Source organism: Pseudomonas sp. B2M1-30 (assembly GCF_025447575.1).
Lineage (GTDB): Bacteria > Pseudomonadota > Gammaproteobacteria > Pseudomonadales > Pseudomonadaceae > Aquipseudomonas > Aquipseudomonas botevensis.
Genome location: NZ_JAOEJT010000012.1, coordinates 111,913 through 134,869, shown reverse-complemented (window position 1 = coordinate 134,869; position 22,957 = coordinate 111,913). Strand labels below are relative to the sequence as shown.

Annotated in this window: 18 protein-coding genes; 11 read left to right on the top strand and 7 right to left on the bottom strand. The window is 61.6% G+C overall.

Annotated elements, in window-relative coordinates; genetic code table 11:
- Positions 1-172 precede the first annotated feature (172 nt).
- From N8H74_RS21900 to N8H74_RS21890, 3 genes are all read left to right on the top strand, one after another.
- Entirely contained in the window at positions 173-1,453 is a 1,281-nt protein-coding gene (locus N8H74_RS21900) for an HAAAP family serine/threonine permease (protein ID WP_262150218.1), read from the top strand.
- Between the two features lie 149 nt (positions 1,454-1,602).
- The gene (locus tag N8H74_RS21895) at positions 1,603-2,220 is read left to right on the top strand and encodes a ParB-like protein (RefSeq protein WP_262150216.1); all 618 of its coding nucleotides are present in this window, start codon (positions 1,603-1,605) and stop codon (positions 2,218-2,220) included.
- A gap of 4 nt (positions 2,221-2,224) precedes the next feature.
- Positions 2,225-3,871, top strand: a complete 1,647-nt coding sequence (locus N8H74_RS21890) for a SulP family inorganic anion transporter (RefSeq protein WP_262150214.1) — start codon at positions 2,225-2,227, stop codon at positions 3,869-3,871.
- An 80-nt stretch (positions 3,872-3,951) separates the two neighbouring features.
- On the opposite strand, the gene acnB is transcribed toward N8H74_RS21890, so the two are convergent.
- Positions 3,952-6,561: a bifunctional aconitate hydratase 2/2-methylisocitrate dehydratase gene (gene acnB / locus N8H74_RS21885; RefSeq protein WP_217834137.1), complete on the bottom strand. Its 2,610-nt coding sequence runs from the start codon at positions 6,559-6,561 to the stop codon at positions 3,952-3,954.
- Between the two features lie 467 nt (positions 6,562-7,028).
- Here acnB and N8H74_RS21880 point away from each other — a divergent pair, with 467 nt between their 5' ends.
- The gene (locus N8H74_RS21880; protein WP_217834131.1) at positions 7,029-7,499 is read left to right on the top strand and encodes a DUF1289 domain-containing protein; all 471 of its coding nucleotides are present in this window, start codon (positions 7,029-7,031) and stop codon (positions 7,497-7,499) included.
- A gap of 56 nt (positions 7,500-7,555) precedes the next feature.
- Here the strand turns inward: N8H74_RS21880 and N8H74_RS21875 are convergent, their stop codons facing one another.
- Complete coding sequence (locus tag N8H74_RS21875; protein ID WP_217834132.1) at positions 7,556-8,419, bottom strand: universal stress protein; 864 nt, start codon at positions 8,417-8,419, stop codon at positions 7,556-7,558.
- 160 nt (positions 8,420-8,579) lie between these two features.
- Between N8H74_RS21875 and miaE the strand changes: the two genes are divergently transcribed.
- The 3 genes from miaE (at position 8,580) to N8H74_RS21860 (ending at position 11,330) form a co-directional block, all read left to right on the top strand.
- The gene (gene miaE, locus N8H74_RS21870; protein ID WP_217834133.1) at positions 8,580-9,188 is read left to right on the top strand and encodes a tRNA isopentenyl-2-thiomethyl-A-37 hydroxylase MiaE; all 609 of its coding nucleotides are present in this window, start codon (positions 8,580-8,582) and stop codon (positions 9,186-9,188) included.
- 147 nt (positions 9,189-9,335) lie between these two features.
- Positions 9,336-10,043, top strand: coding sequence for a winged helix-turn-helix domain-containing protein (locus N8H74_RS21865; protein ID WP_217834134.1), 708 nt, complete (start codon positions 9,336-9,338; stop codon positions 10,041-10,043).
- Positions 10,044-11,330, top strand: a complete 1,287-nt coding sequence (locus N8H74_RS21860; RefSeq protein ID WP_262150206.1) for an ATP-binding protein — start codon at positions 10,044-10,046, stop codon at positions 11,328-11,330.
- A gap of 125 nt (positions 11,331-11,455) precedes the next feature.
- Here the strand turns inward: N8H74_RS21860 and N8H74_RS21855 are convergent, their stop codons facing one another.
- The 5 genes from N8H74_RS21855 to N8H74_RS21835 all read right to left on the bottom strand — a co-directional run bounded on the left by N8H74_RS21855 (position 11,456) and on the right by N8H74_RS21835 (position 17,582).
- Positions 11,456-12,253 (bottom strand): MipA/OmpV family protein, encoded by a 798-nt coding sequence (locus N8H74_RS21855; protein WP_262150204.1) that lies wholly within the window; start codon positions 12,251-12,253, stop codon positions 11,456-11,458.
- 119 nt (positions 12,254-12,372) lie between these two features.
- Complete coding sequence (locus tag N8H74_RS21850) at positions 12,373-14,592, bottom strand: TonB-dependent siderophore receptor (RefSeq protein ID WP_262150202.1); 2,220 nt, start codon at positions 14,590-14,592, stop codon at positions 12,373-12,375.
- Between the two features lie 109 nt (positions 14,593-14,701).
- On the bottom strand, positions 14,702-15,190 hold the full coding sequence (locus tag N8H74_RS21845; protein ID WP_262150200.1) for a GFA family protein: 489 nt from the start codon (positions 15,188-15,190) through the stop codon (positions 14,702-14,704).
- A gap of 131 nt (positions 15,191-15,321) precedes the next feature.
- Positions 15,322-16,197: a LysR substrate-binding domain-containing protein gene (locus tag N8H74_RS21840; protein WP_262150198.1), complete on the bottom strand. Its 876-nt coding sequence runs from the start codon at positions 16,195-16,197 to the stop codon at positions 15,322-15,324.
- Between the two features lie 206 nt (positions 16,198-16,403).
- Positions 16,404-17,582, bottom strand: coding sequence for a hypothetical protein (locus N8H74_RS21835; protein WP_262150197.1), 1,179 nt, complete (start codon positions 17,580-17,582; stop codon positions 16,404-16,406).
- Between the two features lie 185 nt (positions 17,583-17,767).
- Here N8H74_RS21835 and N8H74_RS21830 point away from each other — a divergent pair, with 185 nt between their 5' ends.
- The 4 genes from N8H74_RS21830 to N8H74_RS21815 all read left to right on the top strand — a co-directional run bounded on the left by N8H74_RS21830 (position 17,768) and on the right by N8H74_RS21815 (position 22,912).
- Positions 17,768-18,700: a LysR substrate-binding domain-containing protein gene (locus tag N8H74_RS21830; protein WP_262150195.1), complete on the top strand. Its 933-nt coding sequence runs from the start codon at positions 17,768-17,770 to the stop codon at positions 18,698-18,700.
- A 165-nt stretch (positions 18,701-18,865) separates the two neighbouring features.
- Positions 18,866-20,290 (top strand): aldehyde dehydrogenase, encoded by a 1,425-nt coding sequence (gene aldA, locus N8H74_RS21825; protein WP_262150348.1) that lies wholly within the window; start codon positions 18,866-18,868, stop codon positions 20,288-20,290.
- An 83-nt stretch (positions 20,291-20,373) separates the two neighbouring features.
- Positions 20,374-21,693 (top strand): MFS transporter, encoded by a 1,320-nt coding sequence (locus N8H74_RS21820; RefSeq protein WP_262150193.1) that lies wholly within the window; start codon positions 20,374-20,376, stop codon positions 21,691-21,693.
- 1 nt (position 21,694) lies between these two features.
- Complete coding sequence (locus N8H74_RS21815) at positions 21,695-22,912, top strand: mandelate racemase/muconate lactonizing enzyme family protein (RefSeq protein WP_217833087.1); 1,218 nt, start codon at positions 21,695-21,697, stop codon at positions 22,910-22,912.
- Positions 22,913-22,957: the final 45 nt, after the last annotated feature.

Sequence of the window (22,957 nt, the reverse complement as noted above, 5' to 3'; positions counted from 1 at the left end):
GAAAACGACGTGCCTTCAATCTGCACCGCACAACCATTCCTCAGCTAAGTCTTTGCTTCTGCTCATTTATCGCGGAGAATCGCGCCCCTGTTTCGGTTGCGACGTTTCTGTCGGTTTTTTCCGGCGCGTTTCGACTGAGTGGCAACTGACCGGAATGCGGAGATCCGACCGGATGAATGAGCAGGCCAATAGCGTCAACGAGCGCTATGAAGCGGCGGCACCAGCTGAACTTTCGAGCTGGAGTCGTCAGGACACCACCTGGATGTTGGGACTGTTTGGGACGGCCATCGGTGCCGGCACCCTGTTTTTGCCGATCAACGCAGGTCTGGGCGGCTTCTGGCCGTTGCTGATCCTCGCGGTGCTGGCCTTCCCGATGACGTTCTACGCACATCGCGGCCTGACCCGTTTTGTGCTTTCCGGTCGCGAAGGCGCCGACATCACTGAAGTGGTCGAAGAGCATTTCGGCATCAAGGCCGGCGCACTCATCACCTTGCTGTACTTCTTCGCCATCTTCCCGATCCTGCTGATCTACAGCGTCGGCCTGACCAACACGGTCGCCAGTTTCCTCGAACACCAATTGCACATCATGCCGCCGCCACGGGCGGTGCTGTCGTTTGTGCTGATCCTCGGCCTGCTGGCCGTGGTGCGTTGCGGCGAGCAGGCAATCGTCAAGGCCATGAGCCTGATGGTTTACCCGTTCATCGTTGCACTGCTGTTCCTTGCGGTGTACCTGATCCCCCACTGGAACGGCGGCATCCTCGCTACCGCTTCGCAAGTGCCGGCACCCTCGGCGCTGCTGCATACGCTGTGGCTGGCGATCCCGGTGATGGTGTTCTCGTTCAACCACTCGCCGATCATCTCGGCGTTTGCAGTGGACCAGAAGCGTCGTTATGGCGTCCATGCCGAACAGCGCAGCTCGCAGATCCTGTCCCGCGCCCACGCGCTGATGGTGCTGATGGTGCTGTTCTTCGTCTTCAGTTGCGTGCTGACCCTGTCGCCGGAACAACTGGCCGAAGCCAAGGCGCAGAATCTGTCGATCCTGTCGTACCTGGCCAACCACTTCAGCAACCCGACCATCGCGTTCGCCGCGCCGCTGATTGCCTTCGTGGCCATCTCCAAGTCGTTCCTCGGTCACTACATTGGTGCCAGCGAAGGCTTGAAGGGCCTGATCATCAAGAGCGGCAAGCGCCCGGGTGCCAAGGCCCTGGACCGCATCGTCGCAGCGGCGATGCTGGTGGTGTGCTGGATCGTGGCGACCCTCAACCCGAGCATTCTCGGCATGATCGAAACCGTCGGTGGCCCGGTCATCGCGGCGATTCTGTTCCTGATGCCGATGTACGCGATTCGCAAGGTGCCGGCGATGGCTCGCTATCGCGGCCAGGCGTCCAATGTCTTCGTCACGGCGGTAGGCCTGGTGGCGATTTCGGCGCTGGTCTACAAACTGGCTGTCTGATTGCCCCTGTGAATGAGCGAGTCTGCCGGCGTGTGCAGGCTCGCTCCCGCAGGTTGTTTTCAACATGACAGCCGGATGCCTGATTCAGGGCACCCATCCCGAGATATAAGCGACTACGCTTGGGAGGCACTTTCCACCGGAGATGCCTCATGCCTCGACCCCGCCCGCAATTGATCCGCGGCAAACTGGAAAAACTCCATCCCACCCAGCTGACGGTCGGCCTCGCCGAAGTCGCTGACAAACGCCAGGAATGGAAGCAACTCAAACGCAAGGAGCGGGCCGCCGCCCTGGATAACCACTGGTTTCCCTGCGTGCTGGGTGCTGAAGGCGTCTACTACATCGTCGACCACCACCACTTTGGCCTCGCCCTGCTGGAAGAAGAGGTCAAGCGCGTATCGTTGCTGGTGCTCAAGGACCTGTCGTTTGTCGATCCGGTGACGTTCTGGAACGTGATGAACTTCAACCAATGGGCGCATCCCTACGACAGCCGTGGCGTCAGGCGTACCTTCGAAGCCATTCCCCGGTCGATCGTCGACTTGCAGGATGACCCTTATCGCAGCCTCGCCGGCCAGTTGCGCAGGGCCGGTGGCTACGCCAAGGATGCCACGCCTTACAGCGAGTTCCTGTGGGCGGACTTTCTGCGTAGCCGCATTGCCAGTGATCAGATCATCAATCAGGGTGCCAAATTGCAGGCCAAGGGCATGGCGCTGGTACGCAGTCAGGAGGCTCGGTATCTGCCGGGGTGGGTGGGGTCGATTGCCGACTGAACCCATGGGAGCCGCACCGGCGGCACAGATCGATCGGCAAAGCCGGAGTCAGGATCTGCTTGCCGGGTTGTCGATTGCCGGACTGTTGCTGCCTGAGGCGGTGGCTTATTCCAGTATTGCCGCGTTGCCGCCTCAGGCCGGGGTGATTGCATTGTTCGCCGGCCTTCTGTGCTACGCACTGATGGGCACCAGCCGCTTTGCCGTGGTCTCGGCCACGTCTTCGTCGGCGGCGGTGCTGGCGGCGGCCACCGCTTCGCTGGCGGGTGGTGATCCGTCGTTGCGCCTGGGGCTGGCCGTTGGTCTGGTGATGATGACGGGCGTACTGTTTCTGCTCGCGGGACTGCTCAAGCTTGGCAGCGTCACGTCGTTTATTGCCAAGCCCGTGCTGCGCGGGTTTGCGCTGGGGTTGGCGGCAACCATCATTCTCAAGCAAGTGGCGAGTGTGGTGGACGTACATCTGACGGACAGCAACCTGATCCGTTTTCTGCCGCAGTTGCTGGAGCAATGGCCGCGATGGAATCTGGCTGGTGCGGGGGTTGCTGTGGCGGCGCTGCTGGTGCTGATGGCCTGTGCGCGGTTTCGCCGGGTCCCGGGCGGGTTGATAGTGGTGGCGTTGGGGGTGGCTGCCAGTCATTGGCTGAATCTGCCGGCTCACGGGGTGAAGCTGATCGGGGTCATTGACCTGAGTCTGGAAATGCCGCGTCTGCCGAACATGCCGTTCGCCGACTGGCTGCGACTCGGGGAACTGGCGTTTGCCATGGTGATGATTCTGTATGCCGAGTCCTATGGCTCGATCAGCTCGTTTGCCTTGAAGCACGGCGACAAGGTGTCGTCGAATCGCGATCTGCTGGCCCTCGGCGCCTCTAATCTGTTGTCCGGCCTGTTTCACGGCATGCCGGCCGGGGCCGGGTATTCGGCGACGTCTGCCAACGAGGCGGCAGGGGCCACGTCGCGGCTGGCGGGTGTGGTGGCGGCAGGGGTTGTGCTGCTGATCGTGTTGACCTTGCTGCCGTACATCGCCCTGACGCCGGAGCCGGTGCTGGCCGCGATTGTCATTCATGCCTTGGGCCGGGGGCTGAGCCTGCAACCGTTGGGTCGCTACTTTATCTGGCGACGGGACCGGGTACTGGTGATCTGCGCGGTGGCGGCGGTGCTGGTGCTGGGGGTGCTGGACGGGTTGCTGCTGGCCGTGGCGATCAGTGTCGTGCTGATGTTGAAGCAGATGTCCTCGGCGGATATCCAGGTGCTGGGGCAGATGGGTGGCGGGCATGACTATGTCGATGTGCAACGCCATCCGGACGCCCGGGAAATTCCCGGAGTGCTGATCGTACGGCCGAGCGAGGCGCTGTTTTTCGCCAATGCGGAGCGGATTCTCGGCGCCGCCCTGAAGCTGGCACGGCATGCACCGCAGGTGCATACGGTCGTTCTCAGTCTGGAGGAGTCGCCGGATCTGGACGGCACCAGTATCGAGGCGCTGGAGGCGTTTTTCTTGCAGATACGAGCCGAGGACAAGCTGCTGATCCTGGCGCGGCTCAAGCATCAGGCGCAGAGCGTACTGGCGCAATTGCCCGAGCAGGAGCGCAAGCATGTGTTGCTCAGTGACTTGAGTGTGGACGGAGCAGTGCAGCAGGCGCTCAGGTTGCAGGCGTGAAATTCTGGCAGGGTTTGTTCGGGGCATAAAAAAACGCCGCCCATCTCACGATGGGCGGCGTTTTTCATTGCCTTGCAGCGTTACGCTTGAATGACCGGGATCTTGGCATTCGCAGCCGCTTCACGGAACTCGGCGATCTGGTCGAAGGACAGGTAGCGGTAGACATCGGCCGCCATGCTGTCGATCTTGCCAGCGTATTCCATGTACTCCTCGACGGTCGGCAGGCGACCCAGGATCGAAGCAACGGACGCCAGCTCGGCCGAGGCCAGGTAGACGTTCGCGCCGTCACCCAGACGGTTCGGGAAGTTACGGGTCGACGTCGACACCACGGTGCTGTTCGGCTCAACGCGTGCCTGGTTACCCATGCACAGCGAGCAGCCTGGCATTTCCATGCGTGCGCCGGCCTTGCCGTAGATGCCGTAGTAGCCTTCTTCGGTCAGTTGGTGAGCGTCCATCTTGGTCGGCGGCGACAGCCACAGACGGGTTGGCAGCTGACCCTTGACCTGATCCAGCAGTTTACCGGCAGCGCGGAAGTGACCGATGTTGGTCATGCACGAACCGATGAACACTTCGTTGATCTTCTCGCCAGCAACGCTGGACAGCAGACGGGCGTCGTCCGGATCGTTTGGCGCGCAGAGCACAGGCTCTTTGATGTCGGCCAGATCGATTTCGATGACTTCGGCGTATTCCGCGTCTTTGTCGGCTTCCATCAGTTCCGGGTTGGCCAGCCAGGCTTCCATCGCCTGGGCACGACGTTCCATGGTACGAGCATCGCCGTAGCCTTCGCCGATCATCCAGCGCAGCAGGGTGATGTTCGACTGCAGGTACTCGGCGATAGCCTTTTCCGGCAGCTTGATGGTGCAACCGGCAGCGGAACGCTCGGCGGAGGCGTCGGACAGTTCGAACGCTTGTTCAACGGTCAGCTCGTCCAGGCCTTCGATTTCCAGGATGCGGCCGGAGAAGGCGTTTTTCTTGCCTTTCTTCTCGACGGTCAGCAGGCCTTTCTGGATGGCGTAGTAAGGGATCGCATGAACCAGGTCACGCAGGGTGATGCCAGGTTGCAGTTTGCCCTTGAAGCGAACCAGGATCGATTCCGGCATGTCCAGCGGCATGACGCCGGTGGCAGCGGCGAACGCGACCAGACCGGAACCGGCCGGGAACGAGATGCCCATCGGGAAGCGGGTGTGCGAGTCACCACCGGTGCCCACGGTGTCCGGCAGCAGCATGCGGTTCAGCCACGAGTGGATGATGCCGTCGCCCGGACGCAGCGAAACGCCGCCACGGGTCATGATGAAGTCAGGCAGGGTGTGGTGGGTGGTCACGTCGATCGGCTTCGGATAAGCCGCGGTGTGGCAGAAGGACTGCATCACCAGATCAGCGGAGAAGCCCAGGCACGCCAGGTCTTTCAGTTCGTCACGGGTCATTGGACCGGTGGTGTCCTGAGAGCCGACGGTGGTCATCTTCGGTTCGCAGTAGGTGCCAGGACGAACGCCCTTGCCAACTGGCAGGCCGCAAGCCTTGCCGACCATTTTCTGCGCCAGGGTGTAGCCCTTGCCGGTGTCGACAGGTGCTTCCGGCAGCTTGAACAGGTCGGTTGGGCCCAGGCCCAGTTCGGCACGCGCCTTCTCGGTCAGGCCACGGCCGACGATCAGCGGGATACGGCCGCCGGCACGAACTTCGTCCAGCAGAACCGGGGTTTTCAGTTCGAAGTGAGTGATGACTTCGTCGGTGCCGTGCTTGCAGACTTTGCCAGCATGCGGGTAAACGTCGATGACGTCGCCCATGTTCATGTTGGTGACGTCGAACTCGATCGGCAGTGCGCCGGCATCTTCCATGGTGTTGTAGAAGATCGGAGCGATTTTCGAGCCGAAGCAGAAACCACCGGCGCGCTTGTTCGGCACGTAAGGGATGTCGTCGCCGAAGAACCACAGTACCGAGTTGGTCGCCGATTTACGGGAAGAACCGGTACCGACCACGTCACCGACGTAGGCAACCGGGAAACCCTTGGCCTTGACTTCTTCGATCTGCTTGAGCGGGCCGATGGCGCCTTGTTGCTCAGGCACGATGCCGTCACGGGCCATTTTCAGCATGGCCAGGGCGTGCAGCGGGATGTCAGGGCGCGACCAGGCGTCCGGGGCAGGGGACAGGTCGTCGGTGTTGGTTTCGCCGGTGACCTTGAACACGGTCAGGCTGTACTTGTCGGCGATGGCTGGCTTGTTGGTGAACCACTCGCCGGCGGCCCAGGATTCCAGCACGGCCTTGGCGTGGGCATTGCCCGCCTTGGCTTTCTCGGCAACGTCGTGGAAGGCATCGAACATCAGCAGGGTGTGCTTCAGTTGTTCGGCGGCAACGGCGGCCAGTTCGGCGTCGTCCAGCAGTTCAACCAGAGTGGCGATGTTGTAGCCGCCCTGCATGGTGCCCAGCAGTTCGACGGCGCGTTTCTTGTCGAGCAGTGGGGATTTGGCTTCGCCCTTGGCGATGGCGGACAGGAAACCGGCCTTGACGTAGGCCGCTTCGTCCACACCTGGTGGAATGCGATTGGTGATCAGGTCAACGAGGAAGTTTTCTTCGCCAGCCGGAGGATTCTTCAGCAGCTCGACCAGGCCTGCAGTTTGTTCGGCGTTAAGCGGCTGGGGAACGATACCCAGTGCTGCACGCTCTTCGATATGTTTGCGGTAGGCTTCAAGCACAGTTATTACCCTCATCAGTGGTCCCAAATGGGTGTCCGGGACGCTCATCCCGAAATGCTCGTACTCATGCGCTGCGTGGCGTTGTGGGCCACTTAGCCAGAATTACCGACCATTCCTTACAGAAGCTGCTTTCAAAGTTTTACGCCTGCAGAACGGGGAGCTGATGAGGGTTGGCGTTGGGCTTTTCCCCGCTGGAAAAACCCTTCGCCAACACCGCTCTGAAGGAACGACTGTGCTCGTGACGCTTTGAAAACAGCTTCTAACGGACATTGGCGCCTAAAAAGGCTGGCTGATTCTACGGCAAAAAAAATTTAAAGGTAAGTCGGCTTCTATTGGACTTTGGTGGCGGGGGTGACGGGCGGGGCAAAGTCCGGTCGGGCGCCAGACCCTGATGTTTGAGGGGTGATGTCTGTCCGGTAAAGGACTACCATGCCGACCTGTTCCGCGTTTCAGTGTTAACCCGATTTATGCCCAATCAGACCATCAAGACCCCCTGCGTCGGCCTCTGCTCCACTGTTTACGGTGACCTGGTGTGCCGTGGCTGCAAGCGTTTCCACCATGAAGTGATTCACTGGAACGGTTACGACGAAGAGCAGAAGACCGCCGTCTGGTTGCGTCTGGAGCAATTGCTGTCACAAGTGATGGCGAGCAAGGTCGAGGTGTTCGATCGCGGGCTGCTGCGCCAGCAACTGGAACAGCGCAAGATCCGCTTCGTGCCGCATCAGTCGGAATATTGCTGGGCCTACCAGCTGATCGCCCGGGGCGCGCGGGTGATCATTAATCTGGAAGCCTACGGGATGGTGCTGATGCCGGAGTTTCGTGACTGGAACCTGCCGGAACTGCGCGACGCCATTGATCGGGAATTCTTCCTGCTGTCGGAAGCGCATTATCAGCGCTACATCGCGCCCGGTTTCCTCAAGGATGCCCTCGGCGGCTGAAGCCCGGGCACTTCGCGGGCTGGCCCGCGAAGACGGACTTTCAAACGCCCCAAAACTCAGTGCTTCACCGCCAGTTCCACCAGATGATCCTCGACCTCCTGCGGCTTGAGCACCAGCACATCGCTTTCCAGCGCATCCAGCACCACTTCGGCGGTGTTGCCGATCAGCGCCCCTGACAGCCCGGTACGCGCCACGGTGCCGATCACGGTCACCGCCGCTTCGAGCTTGTGCGCCATGAACGGAATCAGCACGTCCGCCGGGCCTTCCTCGATGTGCAGATGTGCATCGTCGATATCGAATTCGGCCTGGAACGCCCGGCATTGCTCGCGATAACGTGCCTCGATGGTTTCCTTGAGCTGGAAGGTCGGGTCGGCGGCCGAGAGCATCGGCGACGGATGAGCGGCGATCACATGCAGGTGCCCCTTGGCCAGGCTGGCGATGTCAAAACCGTGGTCGATGATGGTGGTGTGCAGGTGGCGGTGTTCGCCATCGGCATTGCCCACGTCGACGGCGGCCAGGATCACTTTGTCTTTCCAGGAACCGGCGGTTTTCACCAGCAGCACCGGGGTCGGGCAGTGGCGCAGGAGTTTCCAGTCGGCCGGGGTCAGCAGGGCCTTTTTCAGTGAACTGTCGGGGTAATGCTGCTTGATCACCAGCCCGCAACCTTCGGCCTGCTGCACGTCGATGATGGTTTCGTGCAGGCTTTCGTTCCACGCCTGTTCGGTGGTGACGCTGTAGCCGTCCGCCAGCAGCGCAGCCTTGAGCACGCTGAGCATGCCGGCATGGTCGTGCTTCTTGTCGCACACCAACAGGTGCAGATGGGCCTGGGTCACCCCGGCGATCAGCTTGGCGCGCTTGAGCGCCAGGCTTTCCGCGTGTTCAGGGTCGATGACTACCAGAATGCTGCGAATGGCTTGCATGAGCGGAGTCTCCAGCAATGAAAAGGCACGGCGTTGCACAACTATAGTTCCTGCCGCCGCGCCCGCGACTTGATGCATATCAACGCTGGCGGCTGGTGGTCTGCGGACAGCCCGGTATAATCGGCGCCTTTCGCTCGAACCCCTTTAAACCGTGAGTCCCATGATCCTTCCCGAAATTCACGAATTCCTTGGCTGTCGCACCCCCGATGCCTGGGTTCAGGCCGCGCTGGCCGATCAGGAAACCCTGCTGATCGACCACAAGAACTGCGAGTTCAAGGCCGCCAGCACGGCGTTGAGCCTGATCGCCAAGTACCATTCCCATGTCGATCTGATCAACATGATGTCGCGCCTGGCCCGGGAAGAACTGGTGCATCACGAACAGGTCATGCGCCTGATGAAGCGACGCAAGATCGAACTGCGCCAGCTCCACGCCGGTCGCTACGCCTCGGGCCTGCGCAAGGTGGTGCGCAGCCATGAACCGGTGAAACTGGTGGATACCCTGGTGGTCGGCGCCTTCATCGAAGCGCGCAGTTGCGAGCGGTTCGAAGCATTGGTGCCGCATTTGGACGAAGAACTCGGCAAGTTCTACTTCGGCCTGCTGAAAAGCGAGGCGCGGCATTTTCAGGGTTATCTGAAACTGGCCTACCAGTACGGTGACGCCAAGGACATCGCTCAGGTGATCGAGAAAGTCCGCGCCGCCGAGCAGGAACTGATCGAGTCGCCGGACGAGGAATTCCGCTTCCACAGCGGTGTGCCGGTCGCGGCCTGAGATACAAACTGTTAAAAACTCTTAAGAGTATGAAACATCACGGAAAACCGGCCCCAGCGGCCGGTTTTTGCTGCCCGCGACAAACGCCCCAGTCGTGAATGCCGCCATAATGTCGCCCACTTGAGATTGGGGTCGCAGACGGTCGTTATGGATAACCTGGGTTTTGGCAAAGTCCTGCTGGTGGAAGACGATGAGCGCCTCGCCGCGCTGATCGCACATTTCCTCGAACAACACGGCTACGAGGTGCGCACGGTGCATCGCGGCGATCTGGCCGTGGCCGCTTTTCTTGAGTTCCGGCCCAAAGTGGTGGTGCTTGATCTGATGCTGCCGGGGCAGAGCGGGCTGCATGTGTGCCGCGAGATTCGCAGCGTGTCGGACACGCCGATTGTCATTCTCACCGCCAAGGAAGATGACCTCGATCACATTCTGGGGCTGGAGTCCGGCGCCGACGATTACGTGATCAAACCGATCAAGCCGCCAGTGCTGCTCGCCCGCCTGCGGGCGCTGCAACGGCGCCAGGTGCCGGACAGCGGCGTGGTCAGCGCGCTGGAGTTCGGTCACTTGAGCATCGATCGCAGTTGCCGGGAAGTACGCCTGGCCGGGGAAAACATCGAGCTGACGACCATGGAGTTCGAATTGCTGTGGTTGCTGGCCAGTGCCGCCGGGCAGACCCTTTCCCGCGATGACATTCTCAATCGCATGCGCGGCATCGCGTTCGACGGTCTCAATCGCAGTGTCGACGTGTACATCAGCAAATTGCGCAACAAACTCAAGGACAACCCCCGTGAGCCGGTATGCATCAAGACCGTGTGGGGCAAGGGTTACCTGTTCAATCCGTTTGCGTGGGAGTTGTAGATGCTGCGGTTATTTCTCGGGCTGTTTCTGGTCATGACCCTGGGGCTGGTCGTCGCGCTGCAGACCGTCGAGCGCACGTTCGACGCGCTGCTCGACTACCAGATGCAGGACTACAACCGCGAAGCCGTGCGCGGTCAGGCCTGGACGCTGACCGAACAGTTGCGCGGGCTGGACAGTACGGGACGGGAACAACGCCTGCAGGCGATCCGTCCGCACTACGGCCTGGGCCTGACCCTGGTTCAGGCCGATCAACTGGCGCTGAACGAAGAGGAACAGGCCGAACTGGCCCGTGGTCTGCTGGTGATCCGCGACAAGTACACCCAGTACATCGCTTCGATCGACGGCGGCCCGCAACTGCTCAGCATCAAACTGCCGGCGGAGCCGAGCCTGATGCCGTTCTACATTGCCGGGGCCTACCTGATGATCGCGGTGATGATCGGCATTGTCCTGTTCTTCTGGGTGCGCCCGCACTGGCGGGATCTGGAAAAACTGCGCCTGGCCGCCGAGCGTTTCGGTGACAACGACCTGTCGGTGCGCATTCAACTGTCCAAGCGCTCGAACATTCGCGACCTGGCTGAACACTTCAACCTGATGGCGGCGCGCATCGAGGGTCTGATCGCCAATCAGCGCGAGCTGACCAACGCGGTGTCTCATGAGCTGCGCACGCCGATTGCGCGGCTGTCGTTCGAACTCGATCAGCTCAAGCAGCAGCCGGACGCCAGCCAGAATCGTGAACTGATCGCCGATATGTATGCCGACCTCGGTGAGCTGGAGGAAATGGTCTCCGAGTTGCTGACCTACGCCAGTCTCGAGCGCGGGGCGACGGTGATTACCCGCGAGAATATTCAGGCGGCCAATTGGCTCGACAGTGTGGTCGGCAGCGTGGCGCTGGAGGCGGAGGCTGCCGGGGTGCAGTTGTCGATCGGCGAATGTGGGGTCGACGAGGTGAGGATCGAGCCGCGGTTCATGGCGCGGGCGGTGATCAATTTGCTGCGCAATGCGATTCGTTATGCCGAGCAGCGGGTCGAGGTGTCGCTGGTGCGTGTCGGGGATCTGTACGAGGTGCAGGTCAACGATGACGGGCCGGGGGTGCCGGTGGAGGGGCGGGAGAAGATTTTTCAGCCGTTTTCGCGGCTGGATGCGAGTCGGGACCGGCGCACCGGTGGGTTTGGGCTGGGGTTGGCGCTGGTGCGGCGGGTTTCGCAGTCGCATGGGGGGCAGGTGGAGGTGGGGGACTCGGTCTGGGGTGGGGCTTCGTTTCGGATGACCTGGGTTTATTTGGACTGAGCTTTTGCTTTTGCTTTTTGTGGGAGTGGGCTTGCCCGTGGAGGCGGCCTTGGGGCCGGCCTGGTTCTGGTGGGTGTACATGTTCTTTTGGCCACACCGGTCAGTTCCCTCTCCCTCCGTATCCCTCAAAAGGTGTAGATCACCTGCCCGACCAGCGATGTCTGCATCCGCCGTTCGACAATCGGGCTGTCCGCCGCTTCGTGGCTCAGGTACTGCATCGACAGCATGGACGACACGCTCCAGTGCTCATCAATCGGCAACGACCAGGTCAGGTCCGCCCCACGGCTGATCAGCCCGCCACTGGCGTCATACGCACGAAACCGGCTGCGTGAGGCCTGTCCGGTGCTGACGCCGTACCAGGTTCGCATGTAGTCGCCATCGCCGAACTGGCTGTTCAGGCTGCCCGTCACTTTGCCGAAGCGTCCTTCGTACAACGGCGCGCTGATGCTCAGTTTGAGGCGGTTCCAGGAGGAGCCGGTGTCGTGGTCATCGTCGTCTTTTTCCAGCGCGTGTTCGAAGGTGGCGCCGAGGATCAGGGGGCCCATGTGGTAGGTGCCGTCGAGGCCGATGACCGGGCGGGATTTGATGGAACCCATGCCCTCCAGGTGGTCCGAGCCCTTGTATTTCGAGCGGCGGTCTTTGCGCACGTCGCTGGCGCCGATGTACACGCTGAGGCCGAAGTCGTCTTCGTCGAAGCCCCAGCCCAGGCCGCGCTGGCTGTCGAGGAATACGCCGTAGGGGCTGACGATTTCGACGCCCGCCAATGGTGTCAGCACTTGCTCGTCGCTGCCGCTGTAACGGGGCACGCTGGCGGCGCCGGCGCGCAGGGAGGCTTGCCAGTCTTCGGCGCGCAGGGCGTCGGTGGGCAGCAGCAGGCAGAGGGAGGTCAGAGACAGTGAGAACGTGCGAAATGAAACCGGCATGAGGCACCCGAAGGGAATGTGAGGGTGCCCATGCTAGGCGGGTGTCGAGCGGCAATCTTTGACAGCTTTGTCGGGAAACTGTCAAAGACTGTTAAGTCGGATTCAGCGTGCTCCCGAGGTCAGAAATCCCATTTTGTGGTCAGCATCAGGTTGCGCGGCTCACCGTAGAACGTGGTGTCGAAGTTGCCCAGACCGGTCAGGTACTTCTTGTCGAACACGTTGTTGGCATTGACGGTGAAACTCAGGTATTCGTCGTACTGGTAGCGGGTCATCAGGTCGACCAGGGTGTAGCCGCCCTGTTTGATCCGCGTGTAGTCGCCAGCCGGGGCGCTGTAGATTTTGCCGTAGAACGCGCTCTGCCAGCTCACGCCGCCGCCAACGGTGAATTTGTCGAGGGCGCCGGGCAGGCGGTAGGTGGTGAAGGTGCGCACCACGTGTTCCGGTTTGGTGGTCGACAGCGGGTAGCCGTAGATCCGTTGTTCGTCGGCGTCGCGGGTGCGGGCGTAGGTGTAGCCGGCGGAGACGTTCCAGCCGTCGGCCAGTTCGCCGGCCAGTTCCAGTTCCACGCCTTGGGTGGTGGCGCCGTCGATGGCTTTGTAGATGCCTTCGTTGGTCACCGGGTTAGTGCCGATCGATTCGGCGACGTTGTCCTGTTCGATGCGGAAGAACGCCAGGCTGGCGTTGAGGCGGCCGTCCAAGTACGCCGCTTTCAGGCCGGCTTCGTAGCTGTCGCCCTCGACCGGGGCGAGGGTCGAGCCGTTGGCGTCCTTGTAGGTCTGCGGCTGGTAGATGCTGGTGTAGCTGGTGTACAGCGAGTAGGTGTCGTCGAGGTCGTAGACCAGGCCCGCGTACGGCGTGACGACGCCATGTTCCTTGTAGCTGGCGTGGGTGTCGTCCAGGCCGGCACCGGCGTTGTAGCGATAGTCTTCGTTGTACTTGAAGGTGCTCAGGCGGCTGCCGAGGATCACCGACAGGTCGTCGGTCGGGTGCAGGCGGGTGGCCAGGTAGACGCCATTCTGGCTCTGGATGCGTTCGTATTTGCCGTTTTTCGGGAAGTTCTGTTTCGGCAGGTCGCCGTTCCAGTCGTAGATGCTACCCGGGACCAGTTCGAAGGCGCTGGTATCGTAGGTTGCGCCGGTCTGGCGTGAGTGCGCGGTCATGACGCCCGCCACCAGCTCATGTTCACGACCGCCGAGGGTGAACGGACCGGAGACGTTGACGTCGGCGGTGTTCTGCACGCGATGACCTTCCCAGCGACCCCAGTACAGGAACATGCCTTGGCCGGTGGCGCGATCCGGATTGCCGCCGCTGGCCGACGCCAGGCGGGTGTCGTGGTCGGTGGTTTTCTGGTCGAGGCTGACCTTGAACTTCCAGTCATTGGCCAGCGCCTGTTCCAGTGAGGCGAAGTAGGTGATGTTGTCGAAGTCGCGACGGCTCCAGTCTGCACCAGAGTTGAAGTGGCGCGGGAAATCGGTGCGACCGCCATCGGCGAAATACACCGGGTTGCCGGTCCAGGACGTGCCGCGCGGCGTGGTGCTGGATTTGTCGATGCCGAAGGTCAGCAGGGTGTCGTCGCTGAGGTCGGCTTCGAGGATGCCGTAGAACAGGTCTTTCTTCTGGCTGTAGTGATCAAGGTAGGAATTCTTGTCCGAATAGGCGCCGACGAAGCGTCCACGCACATTGCCGGAGTCGGTCAGCGAGCCGGAAATGTCGCCCACCGTGCGGTAGGCATCCCACGAGCCGACGGTGCCGCTGATCGAGGCCTTGAATTCTTTGGTCGGTTTCTTGCGGATCAGATTGACCGTGGCCGATGGGTCGCCCGAGCCAGTCATCAACCCGGTGGCGCCCTTGATGATTTCCACCCGGTCGATGCTGGCGGCGTCATCGCCGTTGTTCGGGTTTTCCCCGTACACGCCGTCGTACGGAATGTTGATGCCGTCGTACTGGAAGTTGGTGATGGCAAACCCCCGGGCGGAAAACTCGGTGCGGTCGCTGTCGTACTTCTGGGTCGAAATGCCCGGCGTATTGCGCAGCGCATCGCCGATGCCTTGCACGCCACGGTCGTCCATCTGCTGGCGGGTGATCACCGTCACCGACTGCGGGGTTTCGCGGAGCGACAGCGGCAGGCCGGTGGCGGACGAGGTCGAGCCCGTGGTGTAGGAGCGGGTGCCCTCGGTGGTAGCGCCGAGGCCCTGGGCGGAAATGTTGGTGGCGCCCAGTTGCAGCGGTTGCTCTGGTTTGGCGACGGTTTCAGCGGCGTTGGCGGCCAGACTCAGCAGGGCGGCCGGGAAGGCCAGCGCCAGCGGGCGCAGGGCGAAATGGAAACGGACGTGCGACATGGAGATCCCTTTGCATCGAATCGATCGGTAGTTGAAGTGCTGCTGAGGGGTTAACCGAACGAAAAACGCGAAGGGGAACTGCCATGCCTCAATTAAATGAACTCTATTCTCAACAGCTCACGCCCAGCCGCTCATGCCATTGGGCGATGGATTCTTCGGGGTAGACCTCGAACTGTTGATCTGCGGGTCTGGCCTGGACTTCCACCCACGGCGCTTTTGAGCCGAGCATCAGGTGGGTGTGTTCCGGCGGAACCGGCAGTGGCGTGTCGATGGCCGAGGCGAAGGGGTGAATCAGCTCAGGCCACTCGGGGCTGAACAGCCACAGGCCGCTGCCGCACAGTGAGCAGAAATGCCGTTCGGCGCTGCTGCGGTGGGTGCGTTGGTCGCCGGGGTTTTTCATTTTCGCGTGGTAGATGCTGATGTGTTTGCGCCCGCGAACCTTGAGGCTGCTGGCGTCGCCGCCGAGGTTGATCGCATAGCCGCCTCCGCCCTGGGTCTTGCGGCAGATCGAGCAATAGCAGCGTTGGTACGGGTAGGGGTGGGCGCTGGTCAGGCTGAACGAAACCGCGCCGCAGTGGCAGGAGCCTTCGAGGTGCATGGTCTTCTCCGGAGCTTGGGTTGTCCGGTTCAGCCTAGAAGATGTGGGTTGCCTGTGCCGACGATAACCCTCACTCCAGCCCTCCCGAAACGTCGGACCGCCCGGAGGGTGAGGGACTTTTCAAGTTCAACTCAGGGATTGCTGACGAGGCTCAGCCACTCAGTGAACAACTTCACTTTCGACAACCCCTGCCTGTCATTCGCCACGTCCAGCCAATAGCCGTAAGGTCCGATCACTTCAATCGGCGTGATCGGCACCAGGCTGCCGTTGGCCAGTTCCTTCTCGATCATCTGCCGGTCGATCACCGCCAGTCCGCCACCGGCCAGTGCCGTGTGGATCACTTGATCCAGCGTACTGAATTCCAGACCTTGCCCGGCATCCACATCCTCTCGGCCCATGGCTGCCAGCCAGTTTTCCCAGACCTTGAGGCGCTTGCCGTCATGCAGGATGTGCAGCAGCGGAAACTGCCGCAGATCCGGTGCCTGATCGCCCGCGAACAGTTCCGGGCTGGCGACCGCCATGTGCCGCTCCATTACCAGCAACCGGCTCACACAATGGGGCGCCGCTGCCAGGCCGAATCGAATGTGGCAGTCGATCTCCGCAAGACTTTCGTGGCTGGCGTGGTTGGTGACGCTGAGGCTGATGTCCGGGTAGCGCTGACAGAATGCGCGCAGGTGCGGCGACAACCAGCGGGTGGCCCAGGTCGGCGGCGCCAGGACCCGCAGGCGCTGGCGCAGATTGGGCACGCGCACCGCTTGCAGGGCGCGTTCGATGTGGTCGAAGGCTTCGGCCAGATGGGGCGACAGACTGCTCCCGGCATCGGTCAGTGAAAGCCCTTGCGGCGTGCGCACGAACAGCGCCACGCCGAGATAGTCTTCGAGTTGTTTGATCTGGCGGCTGACCGCGCCCTGGGTGACGTTCAGTCCGATGGCTGCCTGACTGAAGCTGCGATGCCGCGCGACTTCTTCGAACACGCGCAGGGTGTTGAGCGAGGGCAGTTGACGCATGAAGGCAGAACTCCCTGGCCGGTTTGGTGACCGGTTTTATTGTGGGAAATGGCTGAGGGGGATATCTGACTATTGATGGGGGGCTGGAGGCAAGTGGTGTTTGTGTTGAAGCCTTCGCGAGCAAGCCCGCTCCCACTGGACAACGCATTCCGATGGGGGAGCAGACTGGCCCGCGAAGACTGACGTTCAGGCGCTGAAGAGCAGGATCAGAAGTAATACCCGACGTTCACGTACACCTGGTTTTCCCACTGATCCGACCCGCCGGCCCCCAGGCTCTGGGTGTAACTGCTGCCGCCAATGTACGGGTCGTTCTTGCCGATCAGCCATTCGGCCGCGACCCACAGTTTGCTTACCGAAAACGAACTGCCGAGGATCATTCGCTGGGAGGTCTTGAAGTCGCTGGCGGATTTGTCGAAGGCGCTGTAGTTGGCGTAGAGCTTGATCCCGCTGATCTGATCGAACAGGTATTTGCCGTCGACGTCATAGCTCAGGTCGGCGACATACAGATTGCCGCGACTGGCGACGTTGTAGGTGCCGTCGTAACCGCCGAGGGTGACCACTTCATCGGTGCCGGCGTTGCGTGGCGACATCTGCTGCCGCGCGGCTTGCAGTTGCACGCCCCATGGGCCGTTCTTGCCCAGGTAGTGCACGGCGACCGCGTTGCGTCGGCCGTCGTTGTCGGTGTCCTTGTTCTCCAGGGTCGAGGTCAGCCCGGAGACGCCGACTTCGGATTTCCACGAGCCCAGATCGAACGCCCTCGCCACACGCAGCACCACGGTGTTGCGCTCCTGGTTGTCGCTGCCGTCGGCCACGTAGCTGTCGGCGCCGGACACCACGCTGGAGTAGGTCACGCCCTTGCTGGTGCCTTTGCCTTGCCAGGCCGGACGCAGGTAGTAGCCGGCCTGGAGGTTCCAGTCGCCACTTTGCTGGATGTATTTGGCGCCGACCTGTTGCACATCTTCCAGGCCAATGACGTTGCCCAGGGTTTCGTAGAACGTGCTGCCGAAGTACGGCTGCAAGCCGAACGGCACGGTGTTCAGACCCACTTGTACCTGCTGGTCGGGATTGAACTTGTAGCCGGCCCAGGCGAACTTGGCGAAGCGGATGTCGCCGTAGTTTTTCGTGTACTGGTAGGGGTAGGAGCGACCGTAGAAACGGTATTGGGCCTCGCCGATCCAGGTGTCGGAGTTGTACTTGGCGCTGAGAAAAACAGTGTCCAGACCGAACTTCTGAATGTCGCGATCCGGGTCCACGTCCCAGCGTGCGCGGATGGCACCGCCGAGGTCGAGGTTGTCAGTGACTTGTACGGCCATCGCCGGAGCAGCAACGCTGCAAAACAGGACAATGGAGGTCGTGCGCAGGCGCAGGGAAGCAGGGAAGGGCATGGAGCGGCTCTCGATTGTTTTTATTAGAGATGCCGCGCAGTCTTGCCATCCTCCGGGTGTTGAACAAACGATAAAAACGGCGGGCAAACCTGCGTCGAATGCATGTTACTCGGAAAATCCTGTAGGACAGTCCGGCACAGTCGTGGGATGCTTGACGCCTTGTCAGTGGTTTTCGAGTGCCTTTCATGAAACGCAAAATGCCCGGCCTGAATGCGCTCAAAGCGTTCGAAGTGGCCGGCAGCACCGGCAGCTTCACCCGCGCCGCCGAGCTGCTCAACGTGACACAGAGTGCGGTCAGTCGTCAGGTCCGGCAGCTCGAAGAGCAGCTCGGCGAGAGTCTGCTGGAGCGCCGGCACCATCATCTGGAACTGACCGGAGCCGGGAAGATTCTGCTGCGGGCGCTGCATCAGTCGTTCGACAAGATCGAGCTGACAGTGCGCAGCATCCAGCAGAAAACCCATTCCAACCGCTTGCACATCAATGCGCCGCCGACCTTCACCAGTCGCTGGCTGATGCCGCGTCTGGGGCGCTTGCGTGAGCAGCACCCGGAACTGGAGCTGAGCATCACCACCCGTTTGCAGGACAGCCTGGCGGAAACCAACACCCTCGATTGTGCGATCCGTTTCGGCAATGGCGAGTGGGACGGGCTCGACAGTTCGTTGCTGATTCAGGAACGGCACATCGCGGTGTGCGCGCCGTCGCTGTATTCCCGGGAGAGCGGCGAGCAGGGCATCGACCTCAATCGCCTGACCCTGCTGCATGTGCTGGCGAAGGAAGACCAGCGCTACCTGACCTGGAAGCACTGGCTCGACGCCGCGCGCATCCATGGCGTCGATACCCAGGGCGGTTACGAGTTCGATCTGCTCGACCTGGCGATCCAGGCGGCGACCGACGGTCTGGGCATCACCATTGCCGACTGGCACATGGTCGCCCAGGAACTGGCGAGCGGGCAGTTGACCCAGGTGCTCAATGTGCATGTGGACGGGCATCAGTCGTACTGGCTGGTGACCCGGCCGGAACAGGCGCAGATGCCGCAGTTGCAGGTGTTCAGCCAGTGGTTGCAGGAGGAAATCTGGCTGGCGCAGCGCCAACTGCAGCCATCAACCGCTGCCACCTGAGCCACTGTTTGATCCCTTTGCCCGCCCCCACAAAAGTGGGTCTGGAGGGTTTTTAGGGGTAACGTGCATTTTTCGAATGTTTGCCCGCCCGATAAATCGTTTGTTCAAGGCGCCAGCGATGACAAGACTGGCGCCATCGATAAAAACACACGATGGGCGATGCACATGCGAGTCGAGCGAAATTTTGTCAACGGCCACTTCATCGAGCCGGCCAGCGCCGCGCTGATTGCGGTCCATAACCCGGCGACGGAAGCACTGATCGGCCAGGTCTCGGCCGCCACCGCCGAAGAAGCCACCGCTGCGGTGGATGCGGCAGCCGCCGCGCAAAAGGTCTGGGGCAAGCTCACCAGTATCGAACGCGCCGACCATCTGCGAGCCTTCGCCACTGCTCTGGAAGATCGCGCCGAAGCCATTGGCGCCGCGCTGGCCGCCGAGTCCGGCAAGAGCCTCAACGACGCCAGCAACGAAGCCCGTTACGCCGCGCAGATCACTCGTTATCACGCCGAATGGGCACGGCGTATCGAAGGCGAGATCATTCCCAGCGACAGCCCCGACGAAAACCTGTTCCTGCATCGCGAGCCGATCGGCGTGGTCGCCTGCCTGATTCCGTTCAACTATCCGGTCTACACCCTGCTGCGCAAAATCGCCCCGGCGCTGATTGCCGGCAATACCGTGGTGGTGCGCCCGAGCAACAACACCCCGACGTCGGCGTTCGAGATCGCCAAAGCCGTACAGCAATCGGGCATGCCGGCCGGGGTCATCAATATCCTGACTATGGATCACGCCACCGCCGCTGCGGTTTGCACGCACAAAGCCGTGGGCCTGATCACCCTGACCGGCAGCGTCAACGCCGGGCGTATCGTCCTCGATTACTGCAAGGCCAATATCGCCAAGCCGTCGCTGGAACTCGGCGGCAAGACCCCGGCAATCATCGAGGCCGACGCCGATCTGGAGGCCGCCGCCAGCGCGATCATCGGTTCCAAGACCACCCACTGCGGCCAGTTGTGTACGGCGGTGGAGCGGGTCTACGTGCAGGAAAGCGTGCATGACCGCTTCCTCGCGTTGCTCAAGGCGAAAATCGCGGCGGTGAAATTTGGCGACCGTGCCACCGACGCCAGCCTGATGGGACCGCTGGTCAACGCCAGTTCGCAGCAGAACATTCACGCCATGGTCGAGCGCGCCATCGCTGACGGCGCCGTCCTCGAAAACGGCGGCGTGCTGCCCGAAGGCCCAGGTCATTTCTACCCGCCGACCCTGCTCAGCAACTGCCGCCAGGACATGGAAATCGTTCAGGAGGAAATCTTCGGTCCGGTGCTGCCGGTGCTCAAGTACCGCGACATCAACGAAGCGCTGGCCATGGCCAACGATCACCAGTTCGGCCTGTCGTCGGTGCTGTACACCGAGAACTACCGCACCGCGCAGAAAGTCGCCAACGCCATCGAGGCCGGCGAGTTGTACGTCAATCGCACCCCGGCCGATCCGTATCAGGGTTACCACGCTGGCTGGAAACGCTCGGGCCTGGGCGGCGATGACGGCAAGCACGGGATGCTCGAATTCACCCAGACCCGACTCGTGGTCATGAAGTACTGATCCACCGCACCACGCCTCACGCTACACCTATAAAAACAATTATCAGGGGCGCCCGGAGCACCGGGTCGCCCGAGGTCACATCAATGTCCAAGCATGCATCGTCTGCTGCCGCTGTTCAGGGTTCCGATTCGGCTGTGAAAAGCCACGGCGACAAGGGAAGTCGCTATCTCCAACTCATGTTGCTGGTGCTGGCCGCCGGCGCGATCTATCCGATTCTGTACCTGCGCCAGGTCTATCAGACGACCATGCTCGAGGTGTTCCAGATCAACCACAGCGAGCTGGGTTATCTGTACTCGATGCTCGGGACGATATTCCTGCTCAGCTATCTGCCCAGCGGTTGGCTGGCTGACCGCATCGCGCCGCGTTTCCTGATTTTCTTTTCGCTGGTGGCGACCGGCGCACTGGGTCTGTGGTACTCGACCGCGCCGTCGATGACCGGGTTGATGATCATCTTCGGGTGCTGGGGTTTGACCACCGGCCTGACGTTCTGGGCGTCGGTGCTCAAGCGGGTAAAGATGATTGCCCATCACTCCGAACAGGGCCGGTTCTTCGGCATCCTCGACGGTGGTCGCGGGCTGGTCGAAGCGTTGCTGGCGACGGTCGCGCTGGGGCTGTTTGCCTACGCCACCGAAACCCGTGGCGAGTCCACCGCCGAGGGTTTCCGTCACGTCGTCTACCTCTATGCCTTCACCTGTATCGTCATCGGCTGTGTGCTGGTGTTGATCAAGGATCCGAAGTCGATGGAGGACACGCCAGCGGTGGAGAAGGGCAAGTTCAACCTGCTGGCCGACCTGACGACCCTGGTGAAGATCCCCGAGCTGTGGCTGGTCACCGCTATCGTGTTCTGCGGCTATCACATCTTCTGGGCAACCTACAGCTTTTCGGATTACCTGCAAGGTGGCGGCATGACCGCGGTCATGGCCGGCACCATTACCACCATCAAGTTGTGGATGCGCCCGGTGGGTGGTATTGGCGGCGGCTGGCTCGGGGACAAATTCTCGAATATTTCGGTGCTGATCGTGGCGCTGTTGCTGGCGTCGCTGGCGATGATCGGACTGATCGTATTCCCGGCGCTCAACAGCATGGGCCTGTTGATCGGCACGGTGATTTTCATCGGCCTGATGACCTATGCGATTCGCGGTCTGTACTGGGCGATTCTCGACAATTGCAACATCCCGCTGCGCATCACCGGCCTGGCGATCGGCATCGTCTCGGTGGTCGGCTACATGCCCGATGCCTTTATTCCGCTGATCAACGGCTACCTCACCGAGCATTACCCCGGTGCGCTCGGCTACAAGCTCTATTTCGGCTACATCGCCGCCGTCGGCCTGATCGGCACCTTTGCCGCGCTGACCCTGCGTGCCCGGATCAATCGCAAATCCTTGAACAAGACAGGTGCCTGAGATGAAAATCGTCGCCCTTGAAACCCATATCGTCGCCGTCCCGCCACCCCACGTCGGCGGCATGTACTGGCTGTTCGTCAAACTCAGGACCGACTGCGGCATCGAAGGCGTGGGCGAGATCTACGCCGCGACCTTCGGCCCGAAAGCCATGCTGCCGATCATCGAAGACGTGTTCGAGCGCTACCTGCTCGATCAGGACCCGCACCACATCGAGCGCTTCTTCCGCCAGGCTTATTCGAGCGGGTTCACCCAACGCCCCGACCTGACCATGATGGGCGTGGTCAGCGGCCTGGAAATGGCCTGTTGGGACATCATCGGCAAGGCCGCGAACAAGCCGGTCTACGAGCTGCTCGGCGGCAAGGTCAACGAGCGCCTGCGTTCCTACACCTACCTGTATCCGGTCAACAGCCGTGGCGAGTACGACTACGACGATCCGGACCTGGCCGCTGAATGTGCGGTGGAGAACATGAACAAAGGCTTCACTGCCGTGAAGTTTGACCCGGCCGGCCCGTACACCGCGTACTCCGGGCACCAGATTTCGCTGGAGGTGCTGGAACGCTGCGAAACCTTCTGCCGTAAGATCCGCGAAGCGGTGGGCGACAAGTGCGACCTGCTGTTCGGCACCCACGGGCAAATGGTGCCGTCGTCGGCGATTCGCCTGGCCAGGCGTCTGGAGAAATACGACCCGCTGTGGTTCGAAGAACCGGTGCCGCCGGGACAGGAAGAGGCCATGGCGCAAGTCGCCGCCAAGACCAGCATCCCGATTGCCACCGGCGAGCGCCTGACCACCAAGTACGAATTCTTCAAGCTGTTGCAGGCCGGCGGTGCGTCGATTCTGCAAATGAACGTGGCGCGCTGTGGCGGCCTGCTGGAAGCGAAGAAGATCGCCAGCATGGCCGAGGCGTACTACGCGCAAATCGCCCCGCATCTGTACAACGGGCCGATTGGTGCGGCGGCGAGTTTCCAGCTGGCGACCTGCACGCCGAACTTCCTGATCCAGGAAAGCATCGAGACCTGGGGCGGCTTCCATGCCGAAATCCTGAAAAAGCCGTTGCAGTGGGAAGACGGCTACATCATTCCGTCCACCGAGCCGGGCCTTGGGGTCGAGCTGAACATGGACGTGGTGCGCAAGCATTCGCCGTACACCGGTTCACGTCTGCACCTGCAAATGGCGCCGACGCCGGCTGACGTCAAAGACACCTCGCCGGCCAAAGGCTGACGCAGTCCTTGTGGGAGCCCACCGCTCCCACCTGCAGATTCGCGA